This is a genomic window from Flavobacterium sp. RHBU_24 (genome assembly GCF_046613695.1).
GTDB lineage: Bacteria > Bacteroidota > Bacteroidia > Flavobacteriales > Flavobacteriaceae > Flavobacterium.
The window spans coordinates 100,732-126,774 of the sequence record NZ_JBKJHD010000002.1; the positions used below are offsets into that span (position 1 = coordinate 100,732).

The window sequence follows — 26,043 nt, forward strand, 5'->3', positions numbered from 1 at the left end:
AGAAACAATTAATGACTATGAAAACAAAAATGATGAATGTTATAGTTTTAGCTTTAGCTTTAGCGTGTTTTGGGTGTAATGACTACCCATCTCCCGGAGAACAGATGATTAATAATGGCGGCGGTACAGATACTACCGGCACTACAATTAGCTATAAAGAAAGGGCAAAGCTTACGTATGACATGATACAAACGCACTATGCCATAGGTGATTTGTACCGCGAAAATTTTCCTGCGCAAGGTGGAGACACCAACCAGTACAGCTACCTATGGCCTTATGTTGGTATGCTTACCGCAGGAAATGTACTGTATGAGCTGGGGTATGATGAAGCAATCTTAAATAAAGAATTTGGCGGCCTTGAGGCATATTATGACAACAGGCCAAATTTGCCTACTTACCAGGCTTATGTGGCCGCTATACAAAGTACTGACCATTATTATGATGACAGCGCCATTGTTGCGATGGAGCTTATTGATGCCTATAAAAATACTAACAAGCCTTTTTATCTGGAGCGGGCAATTTCTGTCGCAGAGTTTATAATGTCCGGCGAAGATGATGTACTGGGTGGTGGCCTGTACTGGTTTGAAGGCCAGAGCGCCGGCTGTAACTCAGGCCCTAACTGCATAAAAGCGGCTAATACTACGGCATACGCATCATTTGTTACCGCAGAACTGTATAAGCTTACTAATAACCCTGTTTACCTTTCTTTTGCAAAGAGAACGTATTTATGGAATTATAATACACTTCGTGATCCCGGCGATAACCTGTACTATAACAGTAAGCATATAACCACCCAGCAAATTGATGCTACAAAATGGACATATAATGCGGCAATGATGATTATGGCGGCGGTAGACCTTTTTGAAATAACAGGAGACCAGTTGTACATTACACAGGCTACGGCTACGGCCCAGTCGGCATTTTCTGAGTGGACAAGCGTGCGTAATGACAGGTTGTTTTACCCGGCTAACGATTCATGGTTTAATACCGAGTTAATGACATCCTATATAAGGCTTTCGGCCCATGTTCCCCAGGCCGACCAGTATGTTCAGGTGTTTGTCAATAACCTTGATTATGCATGGGATAATGCGAGAAACACCCAGGGACAGTTTTATGAAGACTGGTCTGGCAATAACCCGGGCAGGTATTACTGGCTGCTGCACCAGGCTGCTTTAGTAGAGGCGTATGGAAGGGCATCGTTGTATTTAAATGAAGAATAAAATAAATAATGAACACTACACAATCAAAAATCAGGGAGACAGACCAGTTTGAGCTGCCGGTTACTAACAAGCCATCGGTAAACGGGTATGATATTTATCCGGTATTTTCTGTTCCCGATGGAAATATAGCCATTGGCTACGATACCCTGGCAAAAGAGCTTGCCCAATATAACTGCATTAAAATAGATGGATATGGTGGTATACGCTTTAACGATGTAAAACAAAAGCTTAATGAAGCTTTTATAGTATTGGGTGTGCAGCCTACCTGGGTTACTATAGAAAGCGCGCTTAAGCCTGAGCACGAAATTGATGAAATGATTGCTCCTTTTTTAGGCGGCGACGATCCTGTTTTTGGTAAAATAGCAAATCTTGAACTCAGCGACTTTTATAACGCTGAGGCACTTAATGAATTGTGCAGTGCACAGCATGGGGGTGGCCTGGTGATATACTACGGTATAGGCGCGCATATGCTTCCGGTGGAGGCCAAAACAGTTTATTTTGACATTAGTAAAAACGAAATACAATTCAGGTCAAGGGCAGGTTCGGTTACTAACCTGGGCTCAGGCTCGGCCTTTAACCCTAAAAAAATGTACAAACGTTTTTACTTTGTAGACTGGGTAGTACTAAACAAGCATAAAAACACCGTTAAAGCAGCTATTGACTACCTTGTAGACGGGCAGCGCACGGATGAAATTACATGGACCACCGGCAATACATGGCGCGACAGTATTAGTAAACTATCCCAAAGCCCAATAAGGGTAAGGCCCTGGTTTGAGCCGGGTGTGTGGGGTGGTAGCTGGATAAAAGACAGGATTGAGGGCCTGGAAAAAAATGTACCCAATTATGCATGGTCTTTTGAGCTTATAGTACCTGAAAACGGTATTATCATTGAGAGTGCGGGCGTGATGCTGGAGTATTCGTTTGATTTTTTAATGTATAGCGCCGGCCGGAATGTACTGGGCACTGACTTTGATACCTATAAATATGAGTTCCCTATCCGCTTCGATTTCCTTGACACGTTTGACGGGGGCAACCTTTCCATACAATGCCACCCGCAACTGGAGTACATGCATCAGCATTTTGGCGAAGCGATAACCCAGGAGGAGACCTATTATATACTCGATAAAAAAGACGATGCACTGGTATACCTTGGCTTTCAGGAAAATATTAACCCGGATGAATTTAGGCAGGCTTTAGAGCACAGTGCCGATAATGCCGTTGCGCTTAATATTACCGATTATGTACAGGCATTTAAGGCTAATAAGCACGACTTGTATCTTATCCCTCCCGGTACTATACACGGCTCAGGAGAAAACAACCTGGTACTTGAAATTAGTGCGACCCCTTACATCTATACATTCAAAATGTATGACTGGGTGCGCCTGGATATGGATGGCAAGCCACGCCCTATAAATATAGACAGGGGTATGGAGAATCTTAACTTTGAACGCAAAGGCGACAAGGTAAGTGCCGAATTAATATCATCACCTAAAGTGATTGAAACGGGTGATGACTGGACATTGGAACATTTACCTACGCACGCTAACCATTTGTATGATGTGCAGAGGTACAGCATAACTACCGAAGTTACCATTGCAACCCGTCAGAAAGCACATGTGCTTAGCCTTGTTGAGGGGGAGCATATCGAAGTAATTGTTGAAGGGAAGAGTACAGTGTTTGCCTATGCCGAAACGTTTATTATTCCCGCAGCTTGTAATCACTATACAATAAAAAATAACAGTGATTCCCCAGCATTAGTTGTAAAGTCATTTATAAAGTAAATTTATTTTAGCCACTTGCAAATATGCGCAAAAAGTGGAATAATTTTATTTAACAAAAAAAGTGCATAAAAAATTGTTGAATACGTAAAATATACCCCATAATCTATTAAGTTTACAATGTGCAAACATTTGTACCTGATAATTTGGGATTATTGCGTATGAGTTACTAAATCGATTTATAGAAATGTGTTTTAATTTAAAATATGAACCCATGAAAAAAATAATTTATGTGTTTTTAACCCTACTCGTAGCTATAGGCACTTCTTCCTGCTCAGATGACGACAGTAATGGGCTTCAACCCGAAATAGTGGAAACGGGCAACCTGGTTACACCATTAAATAACGCGCCTGTTACAATAGACACTCAAAACGGAACGCCACTTTCGTTTTCATGGACTCCGGCACAGGCTAAAGATGGAGGCCTTGTGCAGTATACCGTGCTTTTTGATGTGGTAGGTGGCGATTTTTCAGATCCCATATACAAAGCCGTATCAAACAGTACCGGCACCGCGGCCAGCCTGTCGTTAAGCCAGGCCTATCTGAATGTTATTGCAGAGTCTGCCGGTATTGCTCCCCTGGGTACGGGCCAGGTTATCTGGACGGTTCAGGCTTCGAGCAGCTATTTTGTACAGCGATTTGAAGAAACGTTTACCCTTACCCTTACGCGTCCAGAAGGTTTGGCCACGTTTCCGGAGTTTATGTACATATATGGGTCAGCCACAGAAGGTGCAGATATTTCAAATGCTGTCGCGTTTAAACAGCTAACCAATCAAATGCCCGGCGATAACTTTGACCCCGGAATGTTTGAATCTGTCACGTACCTGCAAGGAGGCGAATATTATATTGCGAACTCTAACGATGCCGAAACCGCATCCATTTACCATCTTAATGCAGATAACGAAATTACATTTGGCAATCAGTCTACAGCCTTTACGCTCGAAGCAGGGGCTTACCGGGTAAGGATGGACCTCACGCATCTTACTGTATCTTTTGAAAAAATAGAAAATGTGCAGCTTATAATAATGGCAAACCAGCTCTATAAAGCACAGCTTACCTATGTAGGCAACCACGTGTTTGAAGCTACTAACGGTAACTTTCAGTTTCTTACGCCGGGCGCTCCCGAAGCACCGTCGTGGTTAGGATGGGAAGAAGAAAGGTACCGCTTTAGCTATGAGCTAAACGGCCAGCCGGCAGCACTTGGCAGTTACCACAATGCCGATATGAACGCTTCGGTAATAAACGGATTTACGGCTTATAATGTGCGCCCTAACGGCAGCCAGCCCGCATCATACTATAACACCTACTTTTTAGCGCCCGGGGTAACACAGTGGGAGGGAGCATGGAAGTTTCCGGACGCGTTTAACGGCAACGCCTTTACAGTGCGTATTGTGTTTGACCCGGCGGCAGACAGCTATTACCATGAATTAGAATTAAATTAAAAAAATCTTGGCAAATGGGCATATAACAATCGCTGTAAGCATTTTTATGTGATAATTATTGCACAGCGATTGTACCCTGCCTTATCAGCCACCCTATTAATAACTAATAAATACTTATGATGAAAAATTACAATTTAACAGCAAAAATGATTGCCCTTGTTGCGGCAATAGTTATTTCTGCTCCTGCACACGCCTTTGGAGACAACGGACTGGAGCCGAAAGTAAAGAAAACCAAAATGGTTGAGGGCGAAAATTTTGCCCACATGGCAGTAAGCTCCGGCTATAATGAGGACATCATTGCCAATGGAGTAGGGCCCCTTAGCGCTACGGTAACAAACGATGCCGATAATTTTGATTATGTTTTTATTTCCCGTGGATTTCAGCTTGATGCAAATGCTACGCCAATAACCTTTGGCCTTCCTGAAAACGGCTTAATATCAAACCTTACATCACCTCACACGTATCAATTAGCCTCGTATTCGGCAAACAATACACTTCGCCTTACCACTATCGGCAGTGAGGGTACTTTACAGTTTTCAAACGCGCAATCGTTAGAGAAGCTGTTTTTGCTGGTAACGTCAAGCAATGGAGCTGATGTTACAGGCACCGTGAATTTTTCTGACGGTACAACTCAGGCAATAGGTACCTACGCAGTACCGGGCTGGTTTTCAGCTTCAGGTTTGCCTATGGTAGCGACTGGCATTGGCCGCGCTAATATTGTAACCAGCCAGTTTGATGACTTTGGCAACGCGCCAAACCTGTTCCAGATTGAGATTATGATAAGCGAAGAAAACCAGTCTAAAATGGTTTCTGGTGTAACTATTACAAAACAAAACGACGAAACTGTGTTTAACCTTATGGGTGCAACGGGGCTATTAGTAACTGAAGCCCCTGAAAATTCAGATTTCCTTACAATAGCATCAGGTTTTAACTATGATGTTGTTGCAAACGGCGTTGGCGCCATGAGTACTTCTACAACTAACGATGTAGATAATTTTGATTATGTACTTATTTCTCAAGGCCTGCAGCTTACAGCTGAAGATGCGCCTATAACCTTTGGCTTGCCTGAAGACGGAATTATAAGCAATATGGCTCCGGGACCTGATTACCAATTTGGCGCATACACTGCTAACAACGCCTTGCGTTTAAGCACAGGAGAGGCAGAAGGGACACTAACATTTGCAACCCCTAAAGCCGCAGAAATGGTGTACCTTTTAGTAACATCAAGCAACGGTGCTAACGTAGATATTACGCTTCACTTTGCTGACGGCACTACCCAGGATGCAGGAGATTTTGCAGTACCGGGATGGTTTTCTAACACCGGCCTTGAAATGGTTGCGACTGCAATAGGCCGAGGTAACATGGTTACAGGCCAGCTTGACAACTTTGGCAATGCGCCAAACCTGTTCCAGATTGTTGTTCCTGTAGCTGAAGCTAACCAGGCAAAACAGCTGGAAAGTGTAACGGCAAACATGGCAGCATCTGAAAGTGTATTTAATTTATTTGCGGTAAGCGCGGTGTTAACCCCACTTGCGACACAGGACTTTTCAATTGCAAATACAAGTGTTTATCCAAATCCTGTAAGCGACATACTAACAATTTCAAATGCAGCCGATATTAATAATATTTCGGTTTACAGCCTGTCCGGCCAATTGTTGAAAGAAGAAAAATCGAACATGTCGCAAGTTTCTTTTGCAGGATTAGCAACAGGAGTATATTTTGTAAAACTTACATCGGCTACCGGTAGCCAGAAAACAATGAAAGTGATAAAAATATAGTTTTTGCGTTAGTTTATAGTTTTTTTGTTGTGGTAAAAGCCCGTTTGTCTAAAAGATGAACGGGCTTTTTTATACTCATAAATGTGTATCGATTTGTTTTCGCCCATGTTTTTGATGCCGAGCCTACAGTAAAGTACACTTTGCGCCATTACACTGCCGAAAACCTGGAAAGTTCTTTTTAAATGCTGTCATTTTAACCTTGTTATCAGGGATGCTTTTTATAAGTTTCTTAATGCTTAATCATTTGATAATTGCCTGTTAATCTTGCGCACAACTGTAATGGTTATGTTTGCGCCTAAATCAATTTTTTGTAGCATTATGGTTAAGAAATTTAGTTATAGGGCAGGTGCGTTAGTGTTTACGGCCTTGGTTATCATTGTATTATATTCTTTTAAAACCCAGCCTGTATATACCGAAAACGGCGTTGTAGCGCAGTATACTTTTGAACTTAACCAAAACATTATTGCGCTGGACAAAACAGCCGAAGCCTACAAGCAGGGTGTGGCATCCGTTGATTCTCTGCAACACATACTAACCAAAACCCGCCTGTCTTACAAAAAGGCAGAATTTTACCTGGCGTTTCATTATCCTGAATTTGTGAAGGAGAATATTAACGGTGCGCCGCTCCTCCATATAGAAAAAGAAGGCACAATGCCTAAGGTGCTGCAGCCGGTGGGCCTGCAGGTGCTGGACGAAATGATATTTTCTGAAGACCCTGCCAGCCAGAAAAATGAAATTGAAGCTCTTGCAAAAACGCTTAAAAACAGCTATTCAAACCTCTATAAAAGCTTAGAGAAAAATGGCTTAAGAAACAGGCTTGGGGTAACCGCCATGCGCGTGCAGCTTGTGCGCATGGTGAGCCTGGGCATAACCGGCTTTGATACCCCCGGATCGTTAAACGCGCTTAATGAGGCTAAAGCGTCACTTACGGGCATAAAAGAGTTTTATAAACAGGAATATGCTGCAAGTGCTAATTTTGCTACTAACGTTTCTCTTTTAGATTCAGGTATTAGCCAGCTAAGCACACAAAATTCGTTTAATGATTTTGACCGCCTGGCCTTTATAAAAAATGTTATAGACCCCCTTTATAAAAATCTCGGATTGCTTGAAAATTCCTATGATGAAAATTTAGTGCAAACTTCGTCATGGAACCCTAAAAGCCAGTCGATATTTGGAACCGATTTTTTAAACCCCTATTTTTTTTCGCAACTTAAGCCGGATGAGGATAGCGCCGGGCTGCGTGCCCTGGGCAAGGCCCTTTTTTATGATAACCTGCTCAGCGCAGATAATACAATGAACTGCGCCTCATGCCATGCTCCCGATAAGGCTTTTACAGATGGTATACCTAAATCGCTTAGCAATGTACAGGGAAAAACCGTGCTGCGCAACGCGCCCACCCTGCTAAACGCCGTGTATGCCGACCGTTATTTTTATGACCTGCGCGCCTTTACACTGGAGCAGCAGGCAGAACACGTTATTTTTAACCCAAATGAGTTTAATACAGCGTATAGTGCCATACTTAAAAAGCTTGAGGCTAATAAGGGCTACCAGCAACAGTTTAAAAAACTATTTGGTAAAAAAGGTGTTACCCGCGAAAATTTCAGCAAGGCCCTTGCCAGCTATGTACTCTCCCTACAATCGTTTAACAGCGATTTTGATAAATACATACGGGGCGAAAATAATACGCTAAACCAGGATGCCAGGCAGGGCTTTAACCTGTTTATGGGCAAGGCTGCCTGTGCCACCTGCCACTTTGTGCCCACCTTTGCAGGGCTTGTGCCGCCGCTGTATAATGAAAATGAAAGTGAGATACTGGGTGTACTGGCTAATCCGCTGGCAAGTGCCCCAAAACTTGACGAAGACAAAGGTAGGCTGGATAACCAGATATATAATGAGTATGCCTGGATATATGAGCGCTCTGTAAAAACCACCACGGTGCGCAACGCGGCCCTTACGGCACCCTACTTTCATAACGGAGCTTATGCCACGCTTGACCAGGTTATAGATTTTTATAACAAGGGCGGTGGCGGTGGCCTGGGCCTTAACGTAACAAACCAAACGCTGCCTCCCGACCCGCTAAACCTTACTGATAGCGAGGTTAAAGCCCTGGTAGCGTTTATAACATCGCTTAACGATGTAAGTGCGGCACACCTATAAAATAAGCCGGGGCTGTTATGTTACCGTTACGGGTATGTCAAAAAAACTATTACTGCCCGTTACTAAAAGCTTAAGGCATCTTTAAGCACGTAACATTTTGTTCAAAACAGGGCGGTACAGCTTACCTTTCTTTAAATATTCCTTAAGGCGGGCTTAAGGTTAAAGATACCATTAAGGGGTAGTTTTGTAACAGGATTATACACAACTAAAAATTACCCACATGAAAAAAAGACTACTACCTGTAGCACTGCTATTCTCCTTAGGGAGTTTTGCGGTTGTTGTCTCGGGAGAGTTCCCGGAATTTACAGACGGCAAAACTGCCGCTGAAAGTACAAAAACAGTGGCAGAAACCAAGCCTGCCACACAAAACAAAACAGCTGTTAAAACAGCAAAAGCCGCTTTTACATTAGAACCGGCCTCTTACCCTTTAGGTAAAGATTCTGAATGGCACTACCTTGATAGCGGTACCAGCCTTGACGGCACTGCCTGGAATTTAGTAGCTACCGATAACAGTGCATGGGCAAGTGGTCCGGCCCCACTTGGTTATGGCGATGCTGTTAACACAACAATATCGTATGGTGCAGACAGTGAGAACAAATATGTTACCACTTACTTTTTCCGCGACATTAACATCAACCTTGCCGATGTGGCCGAAATGGTTGAATTTGGCGTTAAGCGTGATGATGGCGTAGTAGTATATGTAAACGGTGTTGAGGCGTTTCGCGACAACATGCCTGAAGGTAATTTTAACTACCTTTCTTTTTCTGCTGAAACCATAGACGGCGCCGATGAGCAGCGTTATTTTGTGCATGAAGTGCCAAAAACAATTTTTACGCAAGGCGTTAACCGTATAGCTGTAGAGGTGCACAACCGCAGCGCGAGTAGTTCAGACATTAAGTTTGATATGTATGTTCAGGACGCGCCTACTGTAGTAAGTTGCGAGGAGCCGCACATTGGCTGCTTTACATCAATTAACCCTACAGGGCAGACGCCTAACATGATTATACCGGCAGAGCACCGTTTCCAGATGATGCTTAAAGAAGGCGAAACGTATACTCTGGGTACAGGTGGCAACGAGCCAGGCACCGTGCCGGGCAACCATGACTATACCGCTTATGTACCGGTAAACGGCAGCTCAACCCTGGGCCGTGTTGCGGTAAACCATGAAAACAACCCTGGGGGTGTTAGTATTGTTAATACGCATTTTAATGAAAACACATCGCTTTGGGTACAGGATAACTCACAGGCGGTAGACATGTATACCCCATCACTGGTTACTACAATACGTAACTGCTCTGGCGGTACTACACCGTGGAATACTGTTATAACTGCTGAAGAAAATACCAGTGGTGGCGACTCAAACGGAGACGGCTACCAGGATGTGGGCTGGCTTGTGGAGATTGACCCGGCTACTGCAGCGGTTAAAGATTATGATAACGACGGTAATAAAGACAAACTGTGGAAACTGGGCCGTATGAACCATGAAAATGTAGTAGTTAATGCTGCAGGTACTGCCGCTTATGAAGGTGAAGATGGTGGCACAAACTGTGTTTACAAGTTTGTACCTACAACACCTGGAGACCTTACCGCAGGAAACCTTTATGTACTTAAGCTTGACCTTGGCCTGCAAAGTGATGAGCCTGCCTCTTCTACAGCTACATGGATACAAGTGCCAAATACTACACCGGCTGATTGTAATAACGTTACATCTGTAGCGCTTTCGTTAGGAGGCACTAACTTTAACGGTGTTGAAGACTGCGAAATCAGCCCGCTTGACGGCATGATATACTTTACATCTAAAGGTAAAAACCGCATCTACAGGTTTAAAGATAACGGCATGACCATAAGTAACTTTGAAACTTTTGTAGGTGGTATGTCTTACCCTATCGAAACCGCGTCAGGAACGGTTGTTGAGCCTTGGGGTGATGGTAACGATAACATTACTTTTGATGATAAAGGTAACCTTTGGCTACTTCAGGATGGTGGTAAAAACTACATTTGGGTAGTAAGGCCAGATCACCGCCAGAGCATGCCGCATGTGCTACTGCACTCTTCTATGCCTGCCGGATCAGAGCCAACAGGTTTAACCTTTACACCTGATTTTAAATACGGATTTTTCTCTGTACAGCACCCCGATTCAGGAAACACGCCACAAACTGATGCTACAGGCAACCAGGTGACGTTTAATGCAAGTGCCGTAGTGGTATTCTCTTTAGGTTCTAACCTGGGGCTACAGGCACCAAGCGCTGACTTTGTAGCTAACGATGTTACTGTTACAACAGGCACGCAGGTAACGTTTACTGATCTTAGTACGCACACCCCTACATCATGGGCCTGGACGTTTGAAGGTGGTAACCCTGCAACATCTACAGCACAGTCGCCGGTAGTTACTTATGCCACGGCAGGTACATATAACGTAAGCCTTGTTACTACAAATGCAGCAGGTACCAGCGAAACAGAAACAAAAACTGATTATATTACTGTTGAGACAGCCGCAGGCACAAATGACCCTGCCCTTACAGCAAATGTAAAAGTGTACCCTAACCCAACTAACGGTATTGTAAAAGTAGACCTTACCGGCAATTTTGCAGGTCAGGATGCTACGGTAGAAGTATTTGATATAGTAGGCCGCAAAGTAACTGAGGTATCGGCAACAGGAAGCGCCAGCCTACAGGTAGACCTTTCTGCTTATCCTTCAGACCAGGTGTTTATCCTTACCGTGCACGCAGGTAATGCTACAGCATCTTACAAAATTGTAAAGGTTAAATAGTGTAAATAGAATATTTACCGGAGCCGGCAGCAATGCCGGCTCCTTTTTGTTTATCAATTTTTTTATCACTGCAGGGTATGGTTTCCAATTTGCTTTGTAAATCTGTGCACGGCCATTGGTACGCCGGGAATGCAGGGAATGCAATGTCAAAAAAATTATGGGCAATACCCCTAAACTAAAATCATGAAAAAAATAGTAGCAACAATAATCCTGGTATCGGGTGGGGCTTTTGCCCAAAATGCAAACCCGGTAAAAGCGCCGGTTTATGCCACCGTGGCCGATGCCCTTATGCATAAAGAGACCGCCACACAGCTAAACTACCGCGACAAAGGCCTTTTTGAAATACCAGACGGTTTAGAAGGATTGCAGCAGCTTACCTTTTTAAACCTTATGGGCAATAACCTCGAAGAAATTGAGGGCAGCGTTTTTACCCTTAAAAACCTGGAGGTTTTAAATGTAAAGCTTAATGCCATTAAATACCTGCCACAGCAGATAACAGGGCTTAAAAGCCTTATAAGGCTTGACGCCAGCGATAATATGATAACAGTGCTGCCACAGGGCGTAGGAGCGCTTAAAAAGCTGAGGTTTATGCACATGAGTTATAATGCAATAACTAATGTGCCCGCGCACATATCAGGCTGTAAAAGCCTGGAGGTGCTGGAGCTTGACAACAACCAGCTCAGCTACCTGCCTGACGAGGTTTTTAACCTTAAAAAACTAAAGGCGCTTAACCTGGGCTATAACCAGTTTAATGAGTGCGGTGCCGCGCTGGGCAACCTTAAAAACCTGGAAGATTTAAAGCTTGAATACAACCAGTTGCGCATACTGCCAAAAGAGATAGGCAACCTTGTAAACCTGAAGACCCTGTTTTTAAACAACAACAAGCTGGAGCAGCTACCGGCAAGCATTAACGGCCTTAAAAACATACAGCTGTTATCATTAGCAGGCAACAGGCTTACGGCACTGCCGCAGGACCTTAGTGGCCTGGTTAGTTTAAAGACCCTTATACTAAACGGAAACCCCCTTCCGCCGCAGGAAATTGAGCGTATTAAAAAGGCGCTGCCGGGCTGTGCCGTATACACCAGCTCGTAGAGCAGGGGAAGTTTTTTTTAACCTAAGATGCCTACATCCACCAAAAAGATATTGATGATACCTGGACAGATGGGCAAATATGGAATTATGCAGCCGAAAACAATTTGACTATAATTACTAAGGATGCTGACTTTTCAAATAAAATAATCCTTCGGGAACCATCTCCTAAGGTAATACACATTCGTTTTGTAAATATGAAAATGAACGAATTTCATGCAGCTGTTTCAAAGCTTTGGAATGAAGTTTTACTGCTGAACAAAGACTTTACTTGTAAATGTATACGTTGAAAGGATTGAAGGTTTTGAATGATAAATGTAAATAAAAATGCCTCACCAAAAAGCGAGGCATTTAATATATTCCTGAAACAACGTTTCTTTAAAACACGTCGCTTTCTTTCAGTTTCTCGGTGTTGTTTACCAACTGTAGCTCGTCAATCATCTTGTGGATGTTGCCGTTCATAAAGCCGTCAAGGTCAAACAGGCTCAGGCCAATACGGTGGTCTGTAATACGCCCCTGGGAGTAGTTGTAGGTGCGAATCTTGGCAGACCGGTCGCCACTGCTTACCTGGCTGCTGCGTTTTGCCGCGTCTACCTCCTGTTTTTTGGCAAGCTCCATTTCATACAGGCGTGAGCGCAATACCTGGGTAGCCTTGTCTTTATTTTTATGCTGCGATTTTTCGTCCTGGCACTGCGCCACAAGCCCGGTAGGGATGTGGGTAAGCCTTACTGCCGACTTAGTGGTGTTAACCGACTGGCCACCGGGACCCGATGAACAAAAATAGTCAATACGCACCTCGTTCATGTCCAGCTGTACGTCAAATTCTTCTGCTTCGGGCAGTACCATTACCGTAGCTGCCGATGTGTGTACGCGGCCCTGGGTTTCGGTTTGCGGTACACGCTGCACGCGGTGTACGCCGGCTTCAAACTTAAGGGTGCCGTAAACATCTTCGCCGGTAACTTCAAAAATTACCTCTTTGTAACCGCCCGATGTGCCTTCGCTCACGTCTACCACACTGGTTCTCCAGCCTTTGTTTTCGCAGTATTTGGTATACATCCTGAAAAGGTCGCCCGCAAATATACTGGCCTCGTCGCCGCCGGTACCGGCACGTATCTCTACCATTACATTCTTGGCATCTTCAGCATCTTTAGGTATCAGCATAAACTTGATTTCCTCTTCAAGCTGTGGCAGCCTTTGCTGCGCCTCATCCAGCTGCATTTTAGCCATTTCGGTCATCTCGGCATCGCTGCCGTCGGCAATAATTTCTTTAGCTTCGTCAATATTAGCGGTAAGCAGTATATATTCGTCACGCTTATCTACCAGTGCCTTAAGGTCTTTATATTCTTTATTTAATGCTACATAGCGTTTTTGGTCCGCTATAATATCCGGGTTTATTACAAGGTCGCTCACCTCGTCAAAACGCTGTTTTATAAACTGTAACCTGTCTATCATACTCATTTCTCTCCGAATTTTGGATGTGCAAAATTACGTAATTTTTTTGATTGTTGCTATATCCGTCAAACGCAAAAAAATATTGTGTTGCTACACATTTGCAATATTTTGTATCTTGCAGGCCAAATCAAACAATCATGAAAAAAATGTTCCTCCCCGCAATTGCGCTCCTTGCGCTTGTATGCTGCAAACAAGCCGGAAAAGAAACTCCCGCTGCAGCGGCTGAAATACCCGATGCACACCCTAACATGGCAAAAGCACGCTGGTTTATAGGCCAATGGGAAAACAAATCGGCTGAAGGCGATTTAGTAGAAAACTGGAAAAAGGAAAACGACTCACTTTACATAGGTGAAAGTTACTTTATTGTAAAAGGCGATACTGTTTTTGCAGAACGCGTTGCCCTTGTGGATATTTATGGAAAGATGTCGTATAACGTAAGCGTAGCCAACCAAAATGAGGGTGAGGCGATACCATTTGTAATGACTGATATAAATGATGAACGTGTTATTTTTGAAAACCCGCAGCACGATTACCCTTCTAAAATAATGTACAGCAAAGTGGCGCCGGACTCACTTGTGGCTGAAATATCGGGCACAAAAGAAGGTAAGCACGCTTCAGAAATTTTCAGGATGAAAAGGAAACGATAATGTTATTTGTTGAATATAAGGCTTTTACTAAAGAAGATTTTACCATAACCGCGCTGCCCACAGCAGAATACGACAACTGCACCTTTACCGGCTGTAATTTTAACGCAAGCAGCCCTAATGGCATTGTGTTTACCCAGTGCCGGTTTGACGATTGCAACCTGAGCAATATAAAAACCGTGGCTACCGCTTTTAAGGAAGCAGCGTTTATAAACTGCAAGCTGCTGGGTGTGCAGTTCAGCACCTGCGACCCGTTTTTGTTTGCCGTGGGGTTTGAAGGCTGCTATATGCAGCTGGCTTCGTTTTATAAAATGAAACTTAAAGGCACACGCTTTATCAACTGCCCGCTGGGGGAAGCTGACTTTACCGAAGCCGACCTTACTGGTGCGGTATTTACCGATTGCGACCTGCGTAATGCTATATTTGAAAATACCATTTTAGAGAAAGCCGACCTGTGCACCGCCATTAACTACACTATAGACCCGGAGATCAACCGCATAAAAAAAGCAAAATTCAGCAGGGAGGGGTTGCCTGGGCTTTTGTATAAGTATAACATTGATATTGATTAGGTATGGCTAAAATTACATATTATTTAGGTGCAGGGGCGAGTTTTTATTCATGCCCGATATTAAACGAACAAGCTGAAATGATGATGGCACTGGCTCAATATGAATTAAATTTTGGTAAACATCAGACAGTCTCATTGAGGCAGGATATACCACTCAGCAAAAAGTTAACAAGCAATATATCTTCAATGAGTCAGAGCTAAATTTATTATCTGTCGAAAAGGAAAAAATTATATGGTATATTGGCTATTTTGGAAAAAAAGCTCAAGAGTACAACACTATTGACACATACGCAAGAAAATTATATTTAACAAATCAACAACAGGAATTGAGATTACTTAAAATGGCTGTGAGTGTATTTTTTGATTTATGGGAAAATTTTTATTATACCCGTTACAAAGACTTATCTAAAAAGGATTATAAAAAAATTGATCAGAGATACACCGCTTTATTTTCTATTTTGTTAGATAACATCAGTGGGAAAATTAAAATGGATGATAACTTTAAATTTATTTCCTGGAATTATGATTTGCAACTTGAAAAAGCTTTTCAATCTTTTTTATTAGATAATGAGGTAAAAAATTTAGAAGAGTTAAATGAAAATTATTTTCAATTTAAAGAAGATAATAAGTCTATAAATGATGTATTCCACCTAAATGGACACCGAGGTTTTTTTAAGAACAAAGATGATAGTTCGTTAGAGTTAAATTACGCAGGCGATTTTAATAATTATTGGAAGTACCTTGATAATCTATTAGAATCTACAAAAGATGGTAGCACTAATTTCGACCAATACATTAAATATGCTTGGGAACATAAATCAGATAGCGAAATGTACAAGAGTATAATTAATATATTCTCCGAAACCGAAGTACTGATTGTAATCGGATATTCCTTTCCTCCATTTAACAGGGAAGTCGATCAAAAATTATTTTCTGCATTAAATGCTAATCGCCTAAAAAAGATAGTCTATCAGGACCCGACTGCAAATTCTTCCATAATTGAAAATTTATTTGAAAATCCCGAAAGATTTAAAAATAAAATTGAAGTCTTAAATGAAGATAATTCACTGACATGGTTTCATCTCCCAAATGAACATTTTATGAAACCGAAAAGTAAGTTTTTTGGAACAGATCCTATAGCTTTTGGGTAATTTTGATTTTGAATAAAAAAACCAGCGGTCCTCGATTTAAGAACCGCTGGTTTTTATAAATTAATTAGTGAAGCTACTGCCACTCAACACAGCCTATTCTTTAATCGGTATTTTCTTCAGTATTTCCAGTACAAACTTCCAGTATTTTTGTGCCGATGAAATGCTGGCACGCTCATCGGGGCTGTGGGCGCCTTTTATGGTAGGACCAAAGGAAATCATATCCATATCGGGGTAATTGGTGCCCAGTATGCCGCACTCCAGCCCGGCGTGGCAGGCTACAACATGCGGTTTTTCGCCGTTTTGTTTTTCATATACTTCTTTTAAAACTTCCAGTATGGGCGAAGCCACGTTTGGTGTCCAGCCGGGGTAGGAGCCGCTGATGGTTACCTCGCATCCTATCAGCTCAAAGGTGCTGCGCAGGGCATTGGCCAGGTCAAACTTACTACTCTCTACCGATGAGCGTGTAAGGCAGCCCACGTGAATTTTACCGTCTTTTACAATAACCCGCGCTATGTTGTTTGAGGTTTCTACCAGGTTATCCATATCGGCGCTCATGCGGTATACGCCGTTATGGGCGGCATACAGCGCGCGTATAAGCCCTTCCTGCACGCCAAGTTCCATAACCGTTTGGGGCGTATCGGTAGTTTTTTCTATAACAATCTGCAGGTTAGGCTCGGTGGTTTTAAATTCGGCTTTTATGTCGCCTATAACCTCCTGCATGTCAAATACAAATGCCTCATCAAAAATTTCAGAGATGATAATTTTCGCCACGCTCTCCCTGGGGATGGCATTGCGCAGGCTGCCGCCGTTTATTTCAGCCACCTGCAGGCCAAAGTTTTCAAAGCCGTCAAACAGCAGGCGGTTCAGTATCTTATTAGCATTGCCCAGGCCTTTGTTTATGTCCATGCCGCTGTGGCCTCCGTTAAGGCCCTTAACGGTAATGGTATACCCTACAGAGTTTTCGGCAACCTCTTCCACATGGTAGCCCCGCTCGGCGGTAACATCTACACCACCGGCACAGCCTATGTCTATTTCATTGTCTTCCTCGGTATCCAGGTTCAGCAGTATTTCCCCCGCAAGCAGCCCACCTTTAAGGCCCATGGCCCCGGTCATGCCGGTTTCTTCGTCTATGGTAAACAGCGCCTCTATGGCAGGGTGGGGTATATCGGTGCTTTCCAGTATGGCCATTATGGTGGCAACGCCCAGGCCGTTATCTGCGCCCAGCGTAGTGCCTTTGGCACGCACCCAGTCGCCATCCACATACATTTCTATGCCCTGCGTATCAAAATCAAAAACCGTATCGGCATTTTTTTGGTGCACCATATCTAGGTGGCTTTGCAGTACTACGGTTTTGCGGTTTTCTAAACCGGGGGTGGCCGTTTTTTTAATAATCACGTTACCCACTTCGTCTACCAGGGTTTCCAGCCCCAGTGTTTCGCCAAAGCCTTTTATAAACGCTATTACACGCGCCTCCTTTTTAGAAGGGCGTGGCACGGCGTTAAGGTCGGCAAATTTATTCCACAATGCTTTAGGTTCCAGGTTCCTTATTTCGTTGCTCATGTATGTTTGTAGTTTTGTTGCTGCGGCAAAGTTAGGGGTATGGGTTGATGTGGCAAAGTTTTTCTTTTTGGTTTACCGCCCTAAAAGCTGTTTCACAAAGAATAGTTAGGTGATGCAAAAAAAGGCCGCTTCAACAAAAGCGGCCTGCGTAATACATAAGCGGAGTTTTGGGGCACTCTTATTCGGGGTTTACTATGGTAAGAAACAGTTGCTGCGTTTGCCGTACGGTAAAATGCGTAACTACATTTTTTATTGTTTCTTCCAGTACTTTATAATCTGCGGGCTTGGTTGTAAATCCGGAGGCGCGGCCCAGCATGGCCTTTGCTATCTCGTCTTCATCGTGGCTGGTGGTAAACATTATTACCCTGGTGTCGGCATAATTGTCGTAGGCCCTTATGGCATTCAGGATATCATAGCCGTCTATGCGGGGTATATTTATATCAAGAAAAATAAAATCGGGCTTCGGGGCGGTACTATTTTGCATATACTCCAAAAAAGATTCGCCGTTAGCATATTCATTAAAAACCGCATCCACACCGCTACCTTTTACCGCTTCGCGAAAGAAGAGGCGGTCGTCTTCATCGTCATCTACTATTATAATATGTTTGCTCATCGCGACGGTTTATATTGTAATCTTTAGCAAAAGTATCGTAAATAATAATCCCTGTTTTTTATTTGCGCCCAGTTGTATATTGCTTTCGGCGAAAGGCGGTTTGCTACTGTTGGCCGGTTTACTATAAAAAAAATGGTATGACCGGATGGTTACCGTTGGTATCCTCCTATAACCGTTTTACGGTGCAGCTTGCCCCAGGCTTCAAGGGCGTGCATTACATCGCCCAGGGTACGGCTGTGGTCGGTCCACGCATACTCTACCGTGGGAGGAAAGGTGTCGTATACCGTGCGTTTTACCAGCTTGTTCAGTTCCATGTCTTTAAGCTCCTTGCTCAGCACCTTATCGGTAATGCCGCCTACTTCTTTGGCAATCTCCTTAAAGCGCTTAGGCCCGCTGCTCAGGGTAACTAATATGGGCAGTTTCCACTTGCCGCTCAGCGCCTCGAGAGCATCTTTTATGGGCATTACCATCGCCTTGTGGCAATTTACCTGGGGCATCAGCTGTATTACATTTGCTTCCATATTCATCATATTTTGCGGCGCTATCCTTTTGGGTACCGCTATCTAAAAGGATAGTACTATCTATTGGATAGCAAATGTACGTAAGTTTGTAATGTATTTAAAGCAAGACATTATAAATTTTTAAAACACAAAAATATGATATTAGTTACAGGTGCTACCGGACACTTTGGCGCGGCCACGGTTACTTACTTACTTACTCGAAAAAATACCCGCTTCGCAAATCGCCGTTTTGGCACGCGATGCACAAAAAGCACAGCACTTTGCCGACAAAGGCGTTACCGTGCGTACAGGTGATTACCACAATTTTGATTCGTTGCAGACGGCTTTTGAGGGGGTTGATAAGGTATTGCTGGTGTCTTCTAACGATTTTAACGACCGTTTTGGCCAACATAAAAATGTTATTGACGCGGCTAAGGCGGCGGGCGCAACACTGCTTGCCTACACCAGCATCGAGGAAAAAGACCCGCATAATTCGGCTACCGGTATACTAGCGAAAGACCACGCGCTTACAGCTGATTACCTTAAGGAATCGGGCCTGCCGTATGTGTTGTTAAACAACAGCCTGTATGCTGATGTCGTACCGATGTTTATAGGTGAGCAGGTATTGGAGAACGGAATTTTCTTCCCTGCCGGGGAGGGTAGGGTGCCGTTTGCAACCCGCGAGGATATGGCGCTTGCGGCTGCCGTAGTGCTTACATCTGAAGGGCATGAGAATGAAGAATATGCCATAGCGAACGACGAGACCTACTCGTTTGCCGATGTGGCGCAGTACATTTCTGAAATTACAGGGAAAGAGATAACCTATACCAGCCCCGAGGCTGCCGTGTATAAGCAGGCGCTGGAAAGCGCGGGTGTGCCGGAAATGTTCATCTGGATGCTGGGCGGTTTCGCGCAGGCCATTAAAGACGGCGAACTCGAAACCGGTGAGGCCGACCTTTCTAAACTTATCGGCAAAAAACCGACTACACTTAAGGAGTATTTAACCGGGGTATACGGTTCTTAATTAGAGCGTTATTAAATTATAACACAGAAATTCGCAGAGGGGCGCAGAGATACACAGAGATTTTAAAATTGAGATTGCGCTTACAGCGCGGGAACACAGAGTGGTGCGGACACAGTTTCCATATCGGTCTGTGGCCTCACACCGAGGGTGTTACCTCTTTTTCTCTGTGTATCTCTGTGCTTCTCCGGGAATCTCTGTGTAACAAATACCCCGATTATAATCCTCCCGATTTTTTATACTTCAGTTTAGCAAGCAAAAAATGCTTTGGCCCTGCGGATATTTGCGAAGCATAGATGCCCTTATTTCCCGAAAATAAGTACGCCACAAAGCAGGCAATGCCCAAATAAAGCGCAGCTTCGGTGCCGAAAAGCTCTATTCCCATAAGGGTACAGGCTATGGGGGTATTGGTCGCTCCAGAAAACACCGCTACAAAACCCATGCCCGCCAGCAGCGCCATGGGCAACGGGATAATGAGAAACAACGCACTGCCCAGTGTAGCGCCTACAAAGAACAGGGGGGTAACCTCTCCGCCTTTAAAGCCCGCACCGAGGGTAAGGGTGGTGAGCAGTAGTTTTATCAGGAAGGCATAATAGGGTTGCTGTATGCTGAACGAGTCGACAATGGTGGGTACGCCCAGGCCAATGTATTTTGTAGTGCCCATAGCCCAGATTAGTAATGTGATTACCACCCCGCCAACCACCGGGCGCAGGGGGGGGTAGGTGATGTACTTTTTAAACTGTGTGCTAAAAAAATGTACTGTTTTACTGAACAGCAGCGCGGCCAGCCCAAATAGTATTCCGCAGAGTATCGTGTAAAGTAGCGTGTCCGGTTGCAGGGCGGGGGCGGAGGGGATGCTGTAGTGCGTGTGGCCTACGTTCCAGAACATGCAGGCGTAATCGGCGATGTAGGCAACGGCGAGGCTGGGGAGGAGGGCCTTATAGCGCACACTCCCAAGTAGCATGACTTCTACCGCGAAAATGGCCCCGGCCAATGGTGTACCGAATACCGACGCAAACCCCGCGCTGATGCCCATAATGATGATGACTTTACGGTCGATATCACGTAGCATAAACCATTTTGTAAAGCGGTCGGCAATGGCACCGCCCATTTGCACGGCGGTACCCTCGCGCCCGGCAGAACCGCCAAAGAGGTGGGTAATTAGCGTACCAAACAGCACCAGCGGCGCCATACGCAGCGGGATGATTTGTTTGGGCGTGTGCAGTTCTTCCAGCAGGAGGTTGTTGCCTTTTACCACGCTTTCGCCGTAATAATGGTAGGTTAGCCCGATGATGAGCCCGCCCAGGGGCAGCAACGCTATTATCCACAGGTGGTTTTCACGATAGTCTGTCACCCAGTTTAAGGCCGTAAGGAAAAACGCGGATGCCGAGCCTACAAGCACGCCAATGGGTATGGCAAGCAGCAGCCATGTGGCAAGCGATATAAGGTACTGTTTAAAGGATGTTGCGGCAGGTTGCGGTTTCAGGTTGTTCATTATGTCTGATTTTATAAAATACATCTACAGTGGCATAAGCCATTAAGTAGACGCCATCAGCTTTTTAGGGCGGTTCAGGGCAGACATCATTGCCGATTTGAATAGCAAATATAGTTTTTTTTACTTATAATAAAATGGATTAATCTACAATTTTGTTATCTCTTTTACTCTTCTGATTATTTCACTTATAGTTTTTATCTTAACAGTTTTCTTGTCATTTGTATTACTTTTAGCTGTAGTGAAGTCTTCAATATTTTCTTTAAATATATCTTGAATTTTGCGCCTTGTAGAGTTTGGAACATTTCTCAACCGTGCGCAGCAAATTAATATATCAAAGTTAACCTTATGCTTGGTAAGTAAATCTTTAATGTCCTGTTCTAAATCGTCAGGCACGTCACCCCTTGAGATAATTACCACAATTTTGCCATTAATTTCGAAAATTGCTACAAAATCAATTAATTCGTTATGGCTATTATATTGTAGGTTACTTGTGTTAGTTGTAATGAACTTTTCATTTCTGGGCCAATTTTTAAACCGATGTTCCTCTACACATAATGTAACTAACTCATTATATATATAAGCAGCTGTTGTTGACTTTCCACCATCTCTTGAACCCCTGATAACCAAAATATTTCTCATATATCGTTTTTATTTGCAACAGTAATTTCTCTACAATTTAATTTTCGTAAAAGATTTGATTTTAATTCTCAACAACCCAACCCCAGCAACGAAAATCGCCGGGGCAGGTGTTCAACAGGTTTTAAAAACTTACTTTTTAGTAATCAGGCCATAAAAATATTTTACTTTGGCGTTAACATCCTCCAGGCCTATTTTTCCACCGTTCACTGCTTTGCGCACTTTTGCAATGGAAACGTCATCAACTTTAGAAGCCATGGTCCACAACTTGTTTGAGTTAAAATAAAATATGGCGCTGTCAAAAGCATACTTATCGGCAACGCTCTCCGGGTTTGCAACCAGGTCAATATTCAGGTGCTTGCCTAACAGGGTGTAATTTGTCTTGCCGGTGGTTTGCAGCGCGCCCCTGCCGCGAAATTTCCATCCGTCGCCCGACGCCTCATTGCCGTTGCCCATGCGGTTGCTGTATATTTTATTGGCAATTTTTTCGGGTTGCCGGGCATATTGCTCGGCAATCGCCGCAGACGGGAAATACTTAGGGAACGTTTTTACTAACCCTGTGGCCGAATAATTAAGGTTTTCAGAAAACACGGTATATGCGCCCGTTTCATGGTAGGTGTTGCCCACAAAATGCGCTGTGGCTTCAACTGTAGGAATCATATACACGTTCATTATTTTTAAGAGTGTATTTTTCCCTATCACACCATCGGCAGAGAGGCCATATTTACTTTGGAAATCGCTTATAAATTTGTTCATGCTGTAAGTGTTAAATTTTTATTAAATTTAACACAATTAATGCAGCTAAAAATACCCAACAGTAGGTATTTTGCTGATAGACAATATGCTATACTGCAAGCCCCTAAAACCCCTCAAACACCCCTAGCCCAAACAACGCAAAATCATATTTTACCGGGTCGGTGGCATCCAGCAGGCGTAGCTGCGCGTCGAGTTCGGCAAGGGCTTTGGCATCGTTTTGCTTGCGGGTAAGCAGGCCCAGTTTACGGGCTACGTTGCCGCTGTGCACATCGAGCGGGCAGGAAAGGGCGGCAGGCGAGATGCTTTTCCACATGCCTAAGTCTACCCCTGTGCTGTCGTTGCGCACCATCCACCGCAGGAACATGTTAATGCGCTTCGCGGCGCTGCCGGCAATAGGGTCGCTCACGTGCTTGTGCGTACGGGGCTGGTGGGGCACCTCAAAAAAAGCTTTTTTAAATTCGGTAATGGCAGGCTGCAGGCTGCTGTCTTTCTGGTGCCTGGCGAAAACTCCTTCGAGGCCGCCGTGGTTCAGGTACAGGTGTTGCAGGGCAGAGATGAACGTACCAAAGTCGCCGCCATTAAACGTGCGGTGCACAAAGGTTTCCAGCGTTTCAAGATGGTGGGGTTTGTGGTGCATCACAAAATCAAACGGACTCTCGCCCATAAGTGCCATCATCTTTTTAGCGTTGTTAATTATCGTAGTGCGGTTGCCCCAGGCTATGGTTGCCGCCAGGAAACCCGCTATCTCGGCATCTTCTTTTTGGGTAAACAGGTGGGGAATCTGTATGGGGTCGCTGTCTATAAAATCGGGTTTGTTGTACAGGTAAACTTTTTCGTCAAGAAATTCTTTTAATTCGGCAGCAGTCATGGTGCAAATATAAGAATTTCAGATTTCAGAATGTAGATTTCAGATTGAGCTTCACTCTGGTCTTTAATGCTCAATCACTATTTTACACTAAACGTTACATTTGAGTGATGTTTAAATCTGAAATCTGAAATCAAAAATCTGAAATCAGGATGTTCCCATCGCTCATTACCAGCTTCCTATCCGCCATGTCGGCGAGTTCTTCATTGTGGGTTACGATAACAAAGGTCTGGCCCATTTCGTCGCGCAGCTTAAAGAACAGTTTGTGCAGGTTTTCGGCAGAGGCGGTATCAAGGTTACCTGATGGCTCATCGGCAAAGATAACGGCAGGCTTGTTTATCAGCGACCGCGCCACGGCCACACGCTGCTGTTCGCCTCCGGATAGTGCGCCCGGCTTGTGGTCCATACGGTGGGAGAGGCCCAGGTAATCGAGCAGTTTTTTGGCTTCGGCCTCGCTCTCTGCTTTGCCTTTTCCGGCTATGAATGCTGGTATGCACACGTTTTCAAGCGCGGTAAATTCGGGCAAAAGTTGGTGAAACTGGAAGATAAAACCCAGCTTCTGGTTGCGGAATTTGCTCAGTGCTTTGTCTTTTAACTGCAATACATCGGTGCCGTCTATGTACAGGGTTGAGGTTTTATCGGCTTCGGGCTTATCCAGCGTGCCCAGTATTTGCAACAGCGTGGTTTTCCCGGCACCGGAAGCGCCTACTATCGATACGATTTCGCCGCGGGCAATGTCCAGGTTTACACCTTTTAACACACGCAGGGCGTCATAATACTTAAGTATATTGCGGGCTTCAATCATCGGGATATGGTTTTTAGCAAAGAAACAAACAAATTCATTTATAATGCATCTTTTTGGCACAATATTTCGTATATAGGAGTGTAAAAAACTTACAGAAATTATGAAAAAAGCATTTGCCTTTATACTTGCCATAGTGAGCGTTTCGTGCCAGGGAACGCCCAAGCCCATTACCGATGAAATGGTAGCATCAGTAAAACCAGCGGCCAGTGATCAGCCGGCAGTTACGCCTGATACAGACAAGGCCAAAACCGAGACTGCCATATTTGCCGGTGGCTGCTTTTGGTGTACGGAAGCCTTTTTTACCGAGCTTAAGGGGGTGGAAAGCGTAACCTCGGGCTATATAGGCGGTACCGTGGCTAACCCCACCTACAGGGAGGTATGTACCGGCAGTACCGGCCATGCCGAGGCGATTAAAATAACTTTTGACCCCACGCAGATAGCGTATGAAGACCTGCTGCAGGTATTTTTTGAAACGCACGACCCTACCACGCTAAACCGCCAGGGTAATGATACCGGCACACAGTACCGAAGCGAGATATTCTACCTGAACGACGCGCAAAAAAAGGCAGCCGAAAACTTTATAAAACTGCTTACCGACCAAAAGATTTACAGCGATAAAGTGGTAACCAAAATTAGCAAGGCGACTACCTTTTATGAAGCCGAAGACTACCACCAGGACTATTACGCGCTAAACAAAAGCCAGCCGTATTGCCAGATGGTGATAGCGCCAAAACTGGCTAAGCTGAAGAAGAATTATAAGTCGAAGCTAAAAGAGTAGTGACAATTTTCACAGAGGTTCACTGAGCAGGCACAGAGCTGCACAGAGGTTTTAAGTGGGAATGGTATCCCATTTTCTCTGTGAATCTCTGTGCTTCTCAGCGTTTCTCTGTGTAATAAATTAAAGGTGAGGCTTATTTCTCATTGTGGAATAAAAATCCCAGCCCTATCATACTTAGCATGCGTTTTTCAAACGCCCAGAAGAATTTAAATTGCCCGGATATGAACCCAAAGAACATAAGCAGTACCTGGTAAGCCGGAAAAATGATGAGAATGTATAACGGGTAATAGGCCCAGGGCGAGAGGCTGTTTTTAGTAATGCCCATGGCTGCCAGTATGGGTTTAGAAACGTAGGCTGAGGTAGAACCTGTTACGGCAAATACAATAAATATTACCACGAGTTGGTAATTGTACTTCAGCCCCCAGCGTTTCTTTAGTTTTTCCATACATGCGGCAATAGCGCAAATATATTATATTTAGTTTGGAGGTACAATACCCGCCAGGCGCTGATTGTTTACATTTTGAAAATAAACAAGATAATTATACAGCAGGTAGTTTACTTCATAGCCATAGTCTATGGTGGGGTTGTAGTCAATACTCATCTGGTAGAGGTTTCCATACCGCATGGGGTTATTTACGCGGATGTTCCATTCGGTTACCCATAAGCGGTTTTTATTTTTAAGGTACTGTTCGCCATAAAAGCCCCTTGGCTGCGCGCGCCCTAAAAGCCAGCCGTTAAAGCCGGGGTCTATAATAATGACCTCATATTGCAACGAGTCATTTGCTATGCGTACGGTATCAGTGGGGGCAGAAGCTACCGCTACCCGGTTTTGGCCATTGCCTGTAAGCGTATCACTTTTGCTGTCAGCCAGCACCGCCGGATGGTTGCTGCGGCAGGCAGACAGCCCTGTTATTGTGGCTATGGTAAATGCTGTAATGATAAATGCTCTCATAATATTCGTTTTAA

The 26,043-nt window shown here is 44.2% G+C and carries 25 protein-coding genes and 1 riboswitch; of the genes, 14 read left to right on the forward strand and 11 right to left on the reverse strand.

The window, feature by feature from the left end:
* Positions 1-17 precede the first annotated feature (17 nt).
* The 8 genes from ACLI09_RS02880 (at position 18) to ACLI09_RS02915 (ending at position 12,523) form a co-directional block, all read left to right on the forward strand.
* Positions 18-1,220, forward strand: a complete 1,203-nt coding sequence (locus tag ACLI09_RS02880) for a glycoside hydrolase family 76 protein (protein WP_411418086.1) — start codon at positions 18-20, stop codon at positions 1,218-1,220.
* A gap of 8 nt (positions 1,221-1,228) precedes the next feature.
* Positions 1,229-3,001 carry a class I mannose-6-phosphate isomerase gene (locus ACLI09_RS02885; RefSeq protein WP_411418087.1) on the forward strand — a complete coding sequence of 591 codons (1,773 nt, stop codon included), beginning with the start codon at positions 1,229-1,231 and terminating at the stop codon, positions 2,999-3,001.
* Positions 3,002-3,212: 211 nt separating this feature from the next.
* A complete protein-coding gene (locus tag ACLI09_RS02890) occupies positions 3,213-4,439 on the forward strand; it encodes a SusE domain-containing protein (protein WP_411418088.1) in 1,227 nt (408 codons plus the stop codon).
* A 146-nt stretch (positions 4,440-4,585) separates the two neighbouring features.
* The gene (locus ACLI09_RS02895; protein WP_411418089.1) at positions 4,586-6,217 is read left to right on the forward strand and encodes a T9SS type A sorting domain-containing protein; all 1,632 of its coding nucleotides are present in this window, start codon (positions 4,586-4,588) and stop codon (positions 6,215-6,217) included.
* A gap of 318 nt (positions 6,218-6,535) precedes the next feature.
* On the forward strand, positions 6,536-8,374 hold the full coding sequence (locus ACLI09_RS02900; RefSeq protein ID WP_411418090.1) for a cytochrome-c peroxidase: 1,839 nt from the start codon (positions 6,536-6,538) through the stop codon (positions 8,372-8,374).
* A gap of 220 nt (positions 8,375-8,594) precedes the next feature.
* A complete protein-coding gene (locus tag ACLI09_RS02905; protein ID WP_411418091.1) occupies positions 8,595-11,144 on the forward strand; it encodes an alkaline phosphatase PhoX in 2,550 nt (849 codons plus the stop codon).
* A 183-nt stretch (positions 11,145-11,327) separates the two neighbouring features.
* On the forward strand, positions 11,328-12,236 hold the full coding sequence (locus tag ACLI09_RS02910; RefSeq protein WP_411418092.1) for a leucine-rich repeat domain-containing protein: 909 nt from the start codon (positions 11,328-11,330) through the stop codon (positions 12,234-12,236).
* 35 nt (positions 12,237-12,271) lie between these two features.
* Positions 12,272-12,523, forward strand: a complete 252-nt coding sequence (locus tag ACLI09_RS02915; RefSeq protein WP_411418392.1) for a DUF5615 family PIN-like protein — start codon at positions 12,272-12,274, stop codon at positions 12,521-12,523.
* 88 nt (positions 12,524-12,611) lie between these two features.
* Here ACLI09_RS02915 and prfA read toward each other — a convergent pair whose 3' ends face one another.
* The gene (prfA, locus tag ACLI09_RS02920) at positions 12,612-13,685 is read right to left on the reverse strand and encodes a peptide chain release factor 1 (protein WP_411418393.1); all 1,074 of its coding nucleotides are present in this window, start codon (positions 13,683-13,685) and stop codon (positions 12,612-12,614) included.
* Positions 13,686-13,822: 137 nt separating this feature from the next.
* Here prfA and ACLI09_RS02925 point away from each other — a divergent pair, with 137 nt between their 5' ends.
* From ACLI09_RS02925 to ACLI09_RS02940, 4 genes are all read left to right on the forward strand, one after another.
* Positions 13,823-14,332, forward strand: a complete 510-nt coding sequence (locus ACLI09_RS02925) for a DUF6265 family protein (RefSeq protein ID WP_411418093.1) — start codon at positions 13,823-13,825, stop codon at positions 14,330-14,332.
* Positions 14,332-14,898 carry a pentapeptide repeat-containing protein gene (locus ACLI09_RS02930; RefSeq protein ID WP_411418094.1) on the forward strand — a complete coding sequence of 189 codons (567 nt, stop codon included), beginning with the start codon at positions 14,332-14,334 and terminating at the stop codon, positions 14,896-14,898. The genes ACLI09_RS02925 and ACLI09_RS02930 overlap by 1 nt, the downstream gene beginning before the upstream one ends.
* 2 nt (positions 14,899-14,900) lie before the next feature.
* On the forward strand, positions 14,901-15,098 hold the full coding sequence (locus tag ACLI09_RS02935; protein ID WP_411418095.1) for a hypothetical protein: 198 nt from the start codon (positions 14,901-14,903) through the stop codon (positions 15,096-15,098).
* A 125-nt stretch (positions 15,099-15,223) separates the two neighbouring features.
* Positions 15,224-16,048 (forward strand): hypothetical protein, encoded by an 825-nt coding sequence (locus tag ACLI09_RS02940; protein ID WP_411418096.1) that lies wholly within the window; start codon positions 15,224-15,226, stop codon positions 16,046-16,048.
* A gap of 93 nt (positions 16,049-16,141) precedes the next feature.
* On the opposite strand, the gene ACLI09_RS02945 is transcribed toward ACLI09_RS02940, so the two are convergent.
* From ACLI09_RS02945 to ACLI09_RS02955, 3 genes are all read right to left on the reverse strand, one after another.
* Positions 16,142-17,608 carry an aminoacyl-histidine dipeptidase gene (locus ACLI09_RS02945; protein WP_411418097.1) on the reverse strand — a complete coding sequence of 489 codons (1,467 nt, stop codon included), beginning with the start codon at positions 17,606-17,608 and terminating at the stop codon, positions 16,142-16,144.
* A gap of 178 nt (positions 17,609-17,786) precedes the next feature.
* On the reverse strand, positions 17,787-18,221 hold the full coding sequence (locus ACLI09_RS02950) for a response regulator (RefSeq protein ID WP_411418098.1): 435 nt from the start codon (positions 18,219-18,221) through the stop codon (positions 17,787-17,789).
* A 149-nt stretch (positions 18,222-18,370) separates the two neighbouring features.
* Positions 18,371-18,742, reverse strand: coding sequence for a winged helix-turn-helix transcriptional regulator (locus ACLI09_RS02955; RefSeq protein ID WP_411418099.1), 372 nt, complete (start codon positions 18,740-18,742; stop codon positions 18,371-18,373).
* Between the two features lie 151 nt (positions 18,743-18,893).
* On the opposite strand from ACLI09_RS02955, the gene ACLI09_RS02960 reads away from it, so the two are divergent.
* On the forward strand, positions 18,894-19,745 hold the full coding sequence (locus ACLI09_RS02960) for an SDR family oxidoreductase (RefSeq protein WP_411418100.1): 852 nt from the start codon (positions 18,894-18,896) through the stop codon (positions 19,743-19,745).
* A 214-nt stretch (positions 19,746-19,959) separates the two neighbouring features.
* On the opposite strand, the gene ACLI09_RS02965 is transcribed toward ACLI09_RS02960, so the two are convergent.
* The 5 genes from ACLI09_RS02965 to ACLI09_RS02985 form a co-directional block, all read right to left on the reverse strand.
* Positions 19,960-21,237, reverse strand: a complete 1,278-nt coding sequence (locus ACLI09_RS02965; RefSeq protein WP_411418101.1) for a voltage-gated chloride channel family protein — start codon at positions 21,235-21,237, stop codon at positions 19,960-19,962.
* A gap of 40 nt (positions 21,238-21,277) precedes the next feature.
* A riboswitch (Fluoride riboswitch) is annotated at positions 21,278-21,340 on the reverse strand.
* A 41-nt stretch (positions 21,341-21,381) separates the two neighbouring features.
* Positions 21,382-21,876, reverse strand: a complete 495-nt coding sequence (locus ACLI09_RS02970) for a hypothetical protein (RefSeq protein ID WP_411418102.1) — start codon at positions 21,874-21,876, stop codon at positions 21,382-21,384.
* Between the two features lie 129 nt (positions 21,877-22,005).
* Entirely contained in the window at positions 22,006-22,629 is a 624-nt protein-coding gene (locus ACLI09_RS02975; protein WP_411418103.1) for a glycoside hydrolase family 19 protein, read from the reverse strand.
* A gap of 103 nt (positions 22,630-22,732) precedes the next feature.
* Positions 22,733-23,497 carry a TIGR02757 family protein gene (locus ACLI09_RS02980; protein ID WP_411418104.1) on the reverse strand — a complete coding sequence of 255 codons (765 nt, stop codon included), beginning with the start codon at positions 23,495-23,497 and terminating at the stop codon, positions 22,733-22,735.
* A gap of 130 nt (positions 23,498-23,627) precedes the next feature.
* Positions 23,628-24,299 carry an ABC transporter ATP-binding protein gene (locus ACLI09_RS02985; protein WP_411418105.1) on the reverse strand — a complete coding sequence of 224 codons (672 nt, stop codon included), beginning with the start codon at positions 24,297-24,299 and terminating at the stop codon, positions 23,628-23,630.
* Positions 24,300-24,399: 100 nt separating this feature from the next.
* On the opposite strand from ACLI09_RS02985, the gene msrA reads away from it, so the two are divergent.
* Positions 24,400-25,077 (forward strand): peptide-methionine (S)-S-oxide reductase MsrA, encoded by a 678-nt coding sequence (gene msrA / locus ACLI09_RS02990; protein ID WP_411418106.1) that lies wholly within the window; start codon positions 24,400-24,402, stop codon positions 25,075-25,077.
* Positions 25,078-25,210: 133 nt separating this feature from the next.
* Here the strand turns inward: msrA and ACLI09_RS02995 are convergent, their stop codons facing one another.
* Both ACLI09_RS02995 and ACLI09_RS03000 read right to left on the reverse strand, forming a co-directional pair.
* The gene (locus tag ACLI09_RS02995) at positions 25,211-25,522 is read right to left on the reverse strand and encodes a DUF6787 family protein (protein ID WP_411418107.1); all 312 of its coding nucleotides are present in this window, start codon (positions 25,520-25,522) and stop codon (positions 25,211-25,213) included.
* 30 nt (positions 25,523-25,552) lie between these two features.
* Complete coding sequence (locus tag ACLI09_RS03000) at positions 25,553-26,029, reverse strand: DUF6146 family protein (protein WP_411418108.1); 477 nt, start codon at positions 26,027-26,029, stop codon at positions 25,553-25,555.
* Between the last annotated feature and the right edge of the window lie 14 nt (positions 26,030-26,043).